We start from the raw sequence: 11,449 nt of genomic DNA, 5'->3' as shown, positions 1-11,449 counted from the left end.
AACACCATCCCAATTAATTACTAGGCCTGCTCGCCTTCCATTTCGAGGCGCGACGTCAGAACCTTGTCGATGACGCCCCAGCCCTGGGCTTCGTCCGCATCCATGAAATGGTCACGATCGAGCGTCTTTTCAACTTCCTCATAGGTGCGGCCAGTGTGCTTGACGTAGACCTCGTTGAGGCGGCGCTTCATCTTGAGGATGTCGCGGGCGTGGCGCTCGATGTCCGAAGCCTGGCCCTGGAAGCCGCCGGAAGGCTGATGCACCATGATGCGGGAATTCGGGGTGGCGAAGCGCATGTCCTTGTGGCCGGCAGCCAGAAGCAGCGAGCCCATGGAGGCGGCCTGGCCGATGCAGAGCGTCGAAACCGCGGGCTTGATGAACTGCATCGTGTCGTAGATCGCCATACCGGCAGTGACGACGCCGCCCGGCGAATTGATGTAGAGGGCGATTTCCTTCTTCGGGTTTTCTGCCTCGAGGAAAAGAAGCTGAGCGCAGACAAGCGTCGCCATGTGGTCTTCGACGGCACCCGTCAGGAAGATGATGCGTTCCTTCAACAGGCGGGAATAGATGTCGTAGGAGCGTTCACCGCGGTTGGTCTGTTCCACGACCATCGGCACGAGGGCCATTGCGGTATCGACTGGGTTTCTCATGTGCGTCCTTTGTCAACGTCTCGCCGGCCGGCGCCGGGAATCAAAGAAAATGTCTTATCCCTACATAGAGTGTCCCGGCCCTCCTCTTCAAGACACGCATTGGGATAACGTTAAGAAGGCGGGGCAAGGCGGCCGTTCCGAGCCTCTTTCCTCCAAACGCCGGTCGACGGCGAGCCCTCAGCGCCGTCTCCCCCGGCTTTTCTCCGTGACAAGATGAAGGAAGCCTTACTCCATTCGACGATGCTCACACACGTTTACCCGACGGAAAGCCTACCGGCAGATATCCGCCGAAAACCATGCCGCAGTGCGGCAACATTAAGGAAGTGGCGAACTTCCTCGGCAAGGATGCGACCCAACAGACAGGCCTAATCAGGGCCGACAGACAAAGGCCCAACAGACAAGGGCCCGACAAACAGGGGCCGACAGGCAAGGGGTTGCTGCCGTGTTCAATATCGCTACAGGTCTCGCCATCTGGTGTTCGGAGGCCATGACGCTCGCTTTGGTGCTGTTCGTCGCCTGGCGCCACAATGTCCGGAACGAGGCCTATCTCTATTGGGGCCTCGGCTTCCTTTTGACCGGCATCGGCTTTGCGATGATCGCGCTGCGCGGCCAGGTGCCGAGCGTGCTGTCCATCGAGATCGGCAATGCCATTGCGCTGCTCGGCCAGAGCGCCTGGGTGGCAGGTTTTCTGGCGCTCGACCGCAAGCGGATCGAATGGTGGGCGCTGCTGCCGCCGGCGATCTGGCTGGCCGGGGTCTTCCTGCCGTGGGTCAACAACGATTATTCAAACCGGGTGGTGCTCTACAACCTCGCTTCGGCGACGGGTGCGACGGCGCTGGCGCTTGCGGTTGCCGCGGGCGACATGCGCCGCGAGCGCACCCGGGTCAAGCTGATGGGCGTCTTCGTCATCCAGGGCTGCCTTTGCTTCGGCTCGGCGCTGACGATGGCGCTGACCCTGCCGAGCGATATCGAGGCAACCAACCTCGGCGGCGCCTCAGCCATGGCAAGCGCCTTCCTGCTGACCATTGCCTTCGCCTTCACCTGCCGGCTGATCATGGAACGCTCCGAACGGCACCTGCGCGCCCTCACCCTGACCGATTCGCTGACGGGCGTCCTCAATCGCCGCGGTCTGCTCGGCTATTTCGGCGCCATCCAGGAAAAGGCTCATGACGACCAGCGCCAGGTCGCGGTGATGCTCTTCGATCTCGACCATTTCAAGCGCGTTAACGACCGTTTCGGCCACCAGTCCGGCGATGCCGTGCTGACCGCCTTCGCGCGGATGGCCCGCCAGTATATTCCGAACAATATCTTCGGCCGTATGGGCGGCGAAGAATTCGCAGCCTTCGCCGCCGTCGCCGACCAGACGGAAGCCGAAGCGATCGCCGAAGCGATCCGCACCGAATTCTGCCGTCTTCCCATCAGCACCGGCGAGGCGATCGTTCCGGCCACCGTCAGCATCGGCATCGCGCTCGCCGCCTCGATCGACGCCAATATCGACAAGCTGATCTCGGCTGCCGACCGGGCGCTCTATGCGGCGAAGGGCGCCGGGCGCAACTGCACGGTCACCTTCGGCGAAGCGGAGGCCGCAGCCCCGGCACCGGCGACGCCGAGCAGCACCGCCGGCGAACTCGTGCCGACGGTCGACGATCAGGTCGAGGCTTTGCGGCGCATGGGCACGCTGTCGCGCGCCGGATAACTCAAGATCCGGAAACCGGAATCGATTCTCGGGGTTGTGAGCAAATCCTCAAGTGATAGAGCATCCGACCGCGCGAGCCCTGGACGCGCGGTCGAGAACGCCCCTGCCCCGACATCTTTTCGAGGTCCGGCAAATCCGCTAAGCCTCGGGGCATGATGATACCGCCCTTTCTTTCGATCGACCCTGCCCGCCGCCACGTCTCGCTCGACGCCCGCAATCCTGATTTCTACAGCAATCCGAATGCCGTCTATGCCGCGCTTCACGCCCATTGCCCGACATTCTACTGGAGCGAGCAGAAACAATGGTTCTTCACCGGCTACGACCAGGTGAACGGACTGCTGCGCGACCGCCGCTTCGGCCGGCAGATCCTGCATATCGCCAGCCGCGAGGAGCTCGGCCTTGCCGAGCCGATGCCGCATCTTGCCAGTTTCGATCTCTCGGAACGTTATTCCCTGCTCGAACTCGAACCGCCGGAGCACACGCGGCTGCGCACGCTCGTCAACCGCGCCTTCGTCTCGCGCCATGTCGAGAAGATGAAACCGGAGCTTGCCGAACTCGCCAACCGGCTGATCGACGGCTTTGCGGAGAAGGGCGAGGTCGAGCTGCTCTCTGCCTTTGCCGACATCATCCCGGTGACGATGATCGCCCGGATGATCGGCATTCCCGAGGAGATGGGACCGCAGTTGCTCGCCTGGTCGCACGCCTATGTCCGCATGTACATGTTCGGCCGCACGCGCGAACAGGAGGACGAGGCCGAACGGGCGGCGAAGGAATTTTCCGACTATGTCAGGACTGTCATCGCCGAGCGCCGCGCCGAGCCGCGCGACGACCTGCTGACCCACATGATCCATACCGAGCATAAGGGCCAGTATCTGAGCGAGGAGGAGCTGATCTCGACGACGATCGTGCTGCTCAACGCCGGGCACGAGGCGACCGTGCATCAGATCGGCAATTCGGTGCGCACCATCCTCGACAGCGGCGCAGATCCGGCGGAACTCTTCCGCGACGAAGCAGCGACGGAGCGCACTGTCGAGGAAACCTTGCGCATCTGCGCGCCGGTCCACATCTTCCAGCGCTGGGCGCTCGAGCCGGCCGAAATCGACGGCGTCTCCTTCCAGCGCGGCGACAAGGTCAGCCTCATTCTCGCCGCCGCCAATCTCGACCCGGCGAAATTCACCGATCCCCTCACCTTCCGCCCCGACCGCAACGAGGCGGCGAACCTCTCCTTCGGCGCCGGCATCCATTTCTGCATCGGCGCACCGCTGGCGCGGCTGGAGCTCAATGTCGTGCTGCCGATCCTGTTTGCAAGGCTTGCCGGCCTGAGGCTGGCAACGACGCCTGACGTCAAGGATGTCTACCATTTCCACGGGCTCGACCGGCTGGATCTGCAGTGGTGATCCCGGGATCGCAGATCAGCCGTAGCGGCCGGTGATATAATCTTCCGTGCGCTTGACCTTCGGCGACTGGAAGATTTGTGCGGTCGGGCCGTATTCGATCAGCTCTCCGAGATACATGAAGGCGGTATTTTCGGAGATGCGGCTTGCCTGCTGCATATTGTGGGTGACGATGACGATCGTGAACTCGGCCTTCAGCTGCGCGACCAGCTCTTCCACCTTGGCGGTCGAGATCGGATCGAGGGCAGAGGTCGGCTCGTCGAGAAGCAGGACCTCCGGGCGCAGCGCCACGCCGCGGGCGATGCAGAGACGCTGCTGCTGACCGCCGGAAAGACCGAGGCCGCTGCCCTTCAGCTTGTCCTTGACCTCATCCCAGAGGGCGGCCTGACGCAGCGCCTGCTCGACGCGGACGTCCATCTCGGCCTTGCCGAGGCGCTCGTGATGGCGAATGCCGTAGGCGATGTTGTCGTAGATCGACATCGGGAACGGCACCGGCTTCTGGAACACCATGCCGACGCGGGCGCGCAGCTCGTTCATCGAAAAGCCAGGGTCGAGGATATTCTTGCCGTCGAGCTTGATCGAGCCGGTGGCACGCATCTTCGGATAGAGCATGTAGATGCGGTTGAGGATGCGCAGCAGCGTGGACTTACCGCAGCCGGACGGGCCGATCAGGGCCGAGACCTGACGCTCGGGGAAGTTCAGGCTCACATCCCTGATCGCATGGGCGTCGCCGTAATAGAAATTGACCTTCTCCAGCACGATCTTGTCTTTGGCCAGGTGTTTTTCCGCCTTGCCGGCGGCATCGAAAGTGTCTGCGGACTGAAGCATCATTTCCCACCTTTTCGGTTCAGGACGGAGCGCGAGACGACGCTCAGGATCAAAACGACGGCGGTCATCACGAAGGCACCGGCCCAGGCGAGATTCTGCCATTGCTCATAGGGGCTCATAGCGAACTGGAAGATGACGACGGGAATGTTCGCCATCGGCTGTGACATATCGAGGCTCCAATACTGGTTATTCAGAGCCGTAAAGAGCAGCGGCGCCGTTTCGCCGGAAATGCGGGCGATCGCCAGCAGGATACCGGTCAGAATGCCGGTGGAAGCGGCGCGATAAAGCACGTTGACCGTCACCTTCCAGCGCGGGATGCCGAGCGACAATGCCGCCTCGCGCATGACATCGGGAACCAGACGCAGCATCTCGTCTGTCGTGCGCACGACGACCGGCAGGAAGATGAAGGCAAGCGCGATGCCGCCGGCAAAGCCGGAGAAGCGTGACGTCGGACGCACGACCAGCTCGTAGACGAACAGGCCGATGATGATCGACGGTGCGGAGAGCAGGATATCGTTGACGAAGCGAATTGCCTCGCCAAGCTTTTTGCCGCGGCTGAACTCCGACAGATAGGTGCCGGCCAGGACGCCGATCGGCGTGCCGATGACGACGGCGAGGGCGACCATCAGCAGGCTGCCCATGAAGGCGTTGGCGAGGCCGCCGCCGTCTTCGCCGGGCGGCGGCGTCATTTCGGTGATGAGACCGGGGCTGAGTGCGGACAGGCCGTGTATCAGCGTCGTCCAGAGGATCCAGACCAGAAAGACCAGGCCGAGCACGGTCGCGAAGCCGCAAAACGTCAGCGCAATTGCGCTGCGGATCTGGCGGCGGCGGTAAAGGGAACCGGAATAGCTGGCCATATTACTCGCCTCTCTGCTTTGCCATGCGCACCAGCATAAGCTTGGCGGCCGCCAGAACGATGAAGGTGACGACAAAGAGGATGAGGCCGAGAGCTGCGAGCGACGACCGGTAGAGATCGTCCGACGCCTCGGCGAACTCGTTGGCGAGCGTGGCGGCGATCGAGGTGCCGGGCTCCATCAGCGACACGGCGATATTGTGGGTGTTGCCGAGCACGAAGGTCACCGCCATCGTCTCGCCGAGCGCGCGGCCGAGACCGAGGAAGATGCCGCCGACGACGGCGGTGCGGGTATGCGGGATGACGATGTCGCGCACCACCTCCCACTTGGTCGAACCCAGCGCATAGGCCGATTCCTTCAGCTGCGCGGGGACGACCAGGAAGACGTCGCGCATGACCGAGGAGATGAAGGGGATGATCATGATCGCCAGCACGATGCCCGACGTCAGCATGCCGATGCCCAGCGGCGCGCCTGAGAACAGCGCGCCGATTACCGGGATCGGGCCCAGCCAGTCGATCAGCACCGGCTGGACGTAATCCGACATGAAGGGGGCGAAGGTGAAGAGGCCCCACATGCCGTAAATGATCGACGGGATGCCGGCGAGAAGCTCGACGGCGCCGCCGATCGGCCCGCGAACGGAGCGCGGCGCGACTTCGGTAATGAACACCGCGATGCCGAGGCTGACGGGAACGCCGATGAGCATGGCGAGCGCCGAGGTGACCAGCGTGCCGTAGATCGGCACGAGCCCGGCAAACTGCCCGGCAACAGGATCCCATTCGGTGCCGGTGAGGAAACCGAGGCCGAAGGTCCGGAACGCCTGAAACCCGCTCAAGGCCATGGAAATCGCCGCTGCCAGCAATGCCGCGAGAACGAACAGGCCGCAGCCCAAAACTATCCAATGGAAAATACGATCGCCGGTCGCACCATCGCGACGCTTCACGCCCGCTCCGGAAGCGGGCAGCGATGCCAATGCTTCGCTCATATCAATAGGCTCGACTGCTTTGAGGGTATCAACGGCGTTCGGGGCGGAAAGCCTCGCCTTCCGCCCCGACCTTACGTCCTGCAGGGATCAGCTCTTGAAGGAAGCCGTCCAATAGTCCTCGATCTGCTTCACGAGGGTTTCGGGAAGCGGAACGTAGTCGAGGGAAGAGGCTTCCTTCTGGCCGTTTTCGAGCGCCCACTTGAAGAAGGCGAAGGCAGCCTTGGAGCGTGCCGCATCCTTCGGCTCCTTGTACATGATCGCCCAGGTCGTGGCGGTCACCGGCCAGGCCTTTTCGCCCGGAGCGTTGGTCATGATCAGGTAAAAGTCCTGGGCCTTGGTCCATTCGGCGCTGGCGGCCGCGGCAGAGAAGCTTTCGGCATTCGGCTTCGGATACTGGCCGGCAGCGTTCTGGATCAGAACGTAGGGCAGCTTGTTCTGCAGGGCATAGGCATATTCGACATAGCCGATCGAATCCTTGACGCGGGTGACGTAAGCGGCAACGCCTTCGTTACCCTTGCCGCCGATGCCGACCGGCCAGTTGACCGCGGTGCCTTCACCGACCTTGCTCTTCCAGTCTTCGTTGACCTTGGAGAAATAGTTGGTCCAGTTGAAGGAGGTGCCCGAACCGTCCGAACGGTGAACGACGGCGATCTGGCTGTCGGGCAGCTTCAGGCCCGGGTTCAGATCGGCGATGGCCTTGTCGTTCCACTTGGTGACGTTGCCGAGGTAGATATCGGCGAGAACCTTGCCTGTCAGTTTCAGTTCGCCGGACTTGATGCCCTTGACGTTGATGACGGGAACGATGCCGCCGACGACGAGCGGAAACTGGCCAAAGCCACCATCGGAGAGTTCCTTCGGCTCGAGCGGCTTGTCGGACGCGCCGAAATCAACCGTTGCAGCCTTGATCTGGGCGATACCGCCGCCCGAACCGATCGACTGGTAGTTCAGCTTGTCGCCGGTCTGCTTGTTATAGTCGGCAGACCACTTGGACAGAACCGGATAGACGAAGGTGGAGCCGGCGCCGGTGATATCGGCAGCCGATGCCGAAACCGCCAGAGCGGCAACAAGGCCCGCACCGAGGCAGGCCGAAAGGAGTTTCCTGGTGAGCATATGAAGCGCTTCCCTAATGGATTTGACGGGATGACGAGATCAGCGCCATGGAGGGGGTATCCATTGTCTGGGGCGCTGAAATTCACGTCACATCAGGCGGGCTAGGCGCGTATTATTACAGTCTGATGACGGCTTTTGGCCGTTGCGCGGCCGTGCGTCAAACGCTGCGCCTGGCGCCTTCCGCTCGAATGCGGGATTTAACAAAGCCTTAGCAAAAACATCGGGATAGATTGACGCATGGCTGTGGTGGATTGCCGCAGCCATGCGTGGAAATGTCGTTTTCAGGCTTTCGAAAATGACGTGGCCTGGCGCTTACCCGTTACCGTTCTGCCGGAACAGCGGCCGCGCGCCATCGATACCGAACGGCATTACGCGGCCGCGTCTTCCCGCAGCTTTCCGGATATATCGTGCGCCGACATGGGCTTTCCGATCAGATAGCCTTGAAGCTGATCGCATCCGGCGTCTCGCAGGATCGCAGCCTGATGGGAGTTTTCGATGCCTTCGGCAGTCACGGGAATCTGGAGAGCGCTCGCCAGCGAGATGGTTGCCCGAAGAACGTCGGCACCATTTGCGCCTTGGTCGAGTGCGGAGACGAGCGAGCGGTCGATCTTCATGCGGTCGAAGCCGAACTGCCGCAGTGCGCCGATGCTGGCATAGCCGCAGCCGAAGTCATCGAGCGCGAACTTGATGCCGACGCGCTTGAGCTGATCGATCGAGCGCCGGGCCTGATCCGGGTTCGTCATAAGAACGCCTTCGGTGATCTCCAGCGTCAGGCGGTTCGGATCGAAATCGAGCTCCCGCAGCACCGAGATCACCTCGGCAGCAAATTCCGGATTGCAGAGCTGGACCGGCGAAACGTTCACCGACAATGCCAGATCGGGCCAGTTCTTCGCATGCTCGATCGATGTTCTCAGCATATGGACGCCGAGTGCGTCGATGAGGCCGCACCGCTCGGCGAGCGGGATGAAAATCTCCGGGCTGACATTTCCTGTTTCCGTTCGCCAGCGCGCAAGCGCTTCAAGGCCGGTCACGGCACCGGTCGAGGCAGAAACGAGAGGCTGGAAAACAGCTTCGATGGCGCCGGTGCTGATGGCATTCTTCAACAGGCTTTCCAGTTCGGCGACCCGTTGGCGCTCCTGGTCGAGTTCGGGGTCGTATTCGATCGCCTGGCCCCTGCCATTGGCCTTGGCACGATAGAGAGCCATATCCGCTCTGCGCAGAAGCTCCAACGGCTCGACGTCTCCGTCGCGCGCCGCAGCGCCGATGCTTGCTCCGACCTCGATCGTCCGTCCGTCGATTTTGAAGGGCTCGGCAAACAGCGCCAGAATGGTCCTTTCCATATCCTGGCACGTGGCGGATCCGACATGCACCAGCGCAAATTCATCACCACCCAGCCGGGCTGCGGCAACGACTTCGGGGTGGCAGGCCGTCAGCGCGCTCGAAACCATCCGGATCAAATCGTCGCCCACCGCATGCCCCCAGGCATCGTTGACTGCTTTGAAGCCGTCAAGATCGACCAGATAGAGCTGGAGTGGTGAAGAATCCGAGCTCTGCAGATCCTCCAGCAGGCTGAGAAGCCCATGCCTGTTCAACAGGCCGCTCAGGCTGTCGTGGCCCGCTTCGAAAAGCGCTGCTTGCGCCAATTGGCGCAGCCGCCGCGCCTCGGACGCACCGGCCAGCAGAACGGCGACCAGGAACAGCACAAGGATGGCGATAGCGGCCGCGACATAAGGGGTGACCTGACGAAACACCGTGCTTCCCGGCGCTTTGCTGGGCCAGACGAGATAGCCGACAACGGCCCCTTTCATGTCCGTGATCGGCGTGCTCAGAAATCCTGGCTTCGGCGCCGCCTCGAGGTGCAGGCCCTCGAGCTCATGTTCGTTCGAGAGCGTGTCGAGAACTTCCTGGGTAAATTCCTTATAGAAGCTCAGCGTGCTGAGCTTCGGAAGCTCGCCGGCGGCCTCGAAAGGCTGGATCGCCTGCGATACAAGCAGCGCGATACCGCTTTCGGTCTTGATGAAATTGACCACCGGCTCCCGCGCCGGATCGGCCGCAGCACCGATCTGGCGATAAAAGGCTTCGCCGAAAAACGCGCCCGGCTCGAAAGGTTTGCCTTTGGCATAGGCGGAGATAATCGAAGACTGGTCGGGGCCGATGACGATCGCGCCGTCATAGAGCGCGTAATCCTCGCTGGTCTTTCCCCAATTCTCATAGGCCCAGTCGGTGGCGGTCGGAGACGACATCGCCTTATAGGCATCGTCCCACACTGCATTGTCCGTCGTGGTCGAGCCCAGGCGGGCCACAAAGGCCGCGATCGCCGCATGGGCGGCGCGGCTGGCCCTGGCATCGTCGATCTCGTTCGCCGACCGGGTCATCGTGGCGACGACATGGGCCATGAGGCCGGTCAGCACGAGGGCGACGACGAGGAAGCAAACTGTTGTTGCGATGATGGAAGACGTTTGGGTGCGAACGTGCCTACCCGCAAGATTCGACGACATGCCAATCCCGAAAAGATCAATTGTGAGGCCATGTCTGTGGTGACGGCAGGAGACATCATGTCCGCAATGCGCTGCAGATAAGGTCTAGCATTTGACGATGTAGGTCCCATTAATAGGAAAGATCAAATGCCGTCTATCCGGGAAAGAAGCGCGACCGTTTGGGGAAAAAGAACCATAATCGCCGCAAACCGGGACAGACCCGGCATCGTCAGAGCCGGGTGCAGCCGCGGCTCAGACCTTGATCACATAGTCCTTGCGAGTCGTTTCAACGACTTCCCAGGTTCCCTTGAAGCCGGGTCTCAGGATCATCCGGTCGCCCGCCTTCAGATGAACCGGCACACCGCCTCCTCTGTCACGATCGAATGGCCGGACAGCAGGCTGAAATATTCCCATTCCTCGTAAACGATCCGCCACTTGCCCGGCGTCGCCTCCCAGATGCCGGAATAGAGGCCGCTTTCGGCTTCCTCCAGGTTCCAGCTGCGGAACTGCGGATCGCCTGAGATGATCCGGTCGGGCTGCGGCGCGCCGAACTCGGCTTCGACGCCATCGATATCGAAGGTGATGAAATTTGCCATCGTCGTCTTGGACCTCTCTGATGCCAGGATCCCTCGCAGCCAATGCTTGCGCGGGATCGTTTGAATCATTAGCGATTCTGTATCCCGCCGCATAGATCATCGTGCCGGCGTTGCGGTGCTCCCCATTTTCCCCGATAAATGAATACCGGAGCATTTTGTCGTGGAAATCTCTGATGCAAACGCGTGGCCCACTGTTCGAGCCGCTTCAGTTGCCTTGCGGGTTGACGCTGAACAATCGCATTGCAAAATCGGCGATGTCGGATTCGCTCGGCGACGGAACCGGCCATCCCACCGCTGCGCAGATGAGGCTTTATCAACGCTGGGCCGCAGGCGGGCTGGCCATCTCCATCATCGGCGAGGTGCAGCTTAGCTCCGGTTACGCCGAGAACCCCGGCAACCTGGTCCTCAACGATGCCTCGAACCTCGAGCTGTTTCGGACGCTTGCGCGGCACGGCAGCGACAACGGCACCAGGCTCTGGCTGCAGCTCGGCCACGCCGGAGCCCTTGCCTACGCACCGACCAGCAAGCCGAAGGGACCGACCGCATTCGATCTGCAGGGGCTTACAACTATCTTCGCAGCAGAATATCCCACCAGGAACAATCGCGAGGCCCTGGAGTTTATGTTTTAGTCGGGCGTAAGCGTAATTGGAGCGTGGCGCTCTCCCCATCCCTCGGGTATGCGAGGTTGCTTCCAGCTTTCGAGTTGTGACGCGGGGTTCGAATCCCCGCCCCGACAACCATATTCGATACAATAGAACAGAGCCTGCGATTTATCGTCGGGCTATCTCAGCCTGACGTCGACACGGAACCCCTTCTCCGAGGGATGCCTGATCATCGCTATCGCTCCCGCCATTGTCGTTCG

At 61.7% G+C, this 11,449-nt stretch carries 9 protein-coding genes and 1 pseudogene; 3 read left to right on the top strand and 7 right to left on the bottom strand.

Translation table 11 applies throughout. From position 1 onward, the window contains the following. Positions 1-20: 20 nt before the first annotated feature. The gene (gene clpP / locus RHEC894_RS07850) at positions 21-650 is read right to left on the bottom strand and encodes an ATP-dependent Clp endopeptidase proteolytic subunit ClpP (RefSeq protein ID WP_003573944.1); all 630 of its coding nucleotides are present in this window, start codon (positions 648-650) and stop codon (positions 21-23) included. Positions 651-1,092: 442 nt separating this feature from the next. Here clpP and RHEC894_RS07845 point away from each other — a divergent pair, with 442 nt between their 5' ends. Next, positions 1,093-2,346: a GGDEF domain-containing protein gene (locus tag RHEC894_RS07845; protein ID WP_085736861.1), complete on the top strand. Its 1,254-nt coding sequence runs from the start codon at positions 1,093-1,095 to the stop codon at positions 2,344-2,346. 152 nt (positions 2,347-2,498) lie between these two features. Continuing rightward, a complete protein-coding gene (locus tag RHEC894_RS07840; protein WP_085736860.1) occupies positions 2,499-3,743 on the top strand; it encodes a cytochrome P450 in 1,245 nt (414 codons plus the stop codon). Between the two features lie 15 nt (positions 3,744-3,758). Here RHEC894_RS07840 and pstB read toward each other — a convergent pair whose 3' ends face one another. The 6 genes and pseudogenes from pstB to RHEC894_RS07810 all read right to left on the bottom strand — a co-directional run bounded on the left by pstB (position 3,759) and on the right by RHEC894_RS07810 (position 10,587). Continuing rightward, a complete protein-coding gene (gene pstB, locus RHEC894_RS07835) occupies positions 3,759-4,571 on the bottom strand; it encodes a phosphate ABC transporter ATP-binding protein PstB (RefSeq protein WP_206427901.1) in 813 nt (270 codons plus the stop codon). After that, positions 4,568-5,425 carry a phosphate ABC transporter permease PstA gene (pstA, locus tag RHEC894_RS07830; RefSeq protein WP_085736859.1) on the bottom strand — a complete coding sequence of 286 codons (858 nt, stop codon included), beginning with the start codon at positions 5,423-5,425 and terminating at the stop codon, positions 4,568-4,570. The genes pstB and pstA overlap by 4 nt, the downstream gene beginning before the upstream one ends. Position 5,426: 1 nt before the next feature. After that, positions 5,427-6,404, bottom strand: coding sequence for a phosphate ABC transporter permease subunit PstC (gene pstC / locus RHEC894_RS07825; RefSeq protein ID WP_085736858.1), 978 nt, complete (start codon positions 6,402-6,404; stop codon positions 5,427-5,429). Positions 6,405-6,491: 87 nt separating this feature from the next. Continuing rightward, entirely contained in the window at positions 6,492-7,514 is a 1,023-nt protein-coding gene (gene pstS / locus RHEC894_RS07820) for a phosphate ABC transporter substrate-binding protein PstS (RefSeq protein WP_085736857.1), read from the bottom strand. Between the two features lie 368 nt (positions 7,515-7,882). After that, on the bottom strand, positions 7,883-10,012 hold the full coding sequence (locus RHEC894_RS07815) for a bifunctional diguanylate cyclase/phosphodiesterase (RefSeq protein ID WP_085736856.1): 2,130 nt from the start codon (positions 10,010-10,012) through the stop codon (positions 7,883-7,885). Positions 10,013-10,243: 231 nt separating this feature from the next. After that, a pseudogene (locus RHEC894_RS07810) lies at positions 10,244-10,587 on the bottom strand (cupin domain-containing protein). A gap of 173 nt (positions 10,588-10,760) precedes the next feature. Here RHEC894_RS07810 and RHEC894_RS07805 point away from each other — a divergent pair. Next, positions 10,761-11,216, top strand: a complete 456-nt coding sequence (locus RHEC894_RS07805) for a hypothetical protein (protein ID WP_245339504.1) — start codon at positions 10,761-10,763, stop codon at positions 11,214-11,216. The last annotated feature ends 233 nt before the right edge of the window (positions 11,217-11,449 follow it).

The sequence above is a fragment of the Rhizobium sp. CIAT894 genome, assembly GCF_000172795.2.
Taxonomy (GTDB): domain Bacteria; phylum Pseudomonadota; class Alphaproteobacteria; order Rhizobiales; family Rhizobiaceae; genus Rhizobium.
The sequence above is the reverse complement of the archived record's forward strand: the minus strand, read 5'-3'. Positions and strand labels throughout refer to the sequence as shown.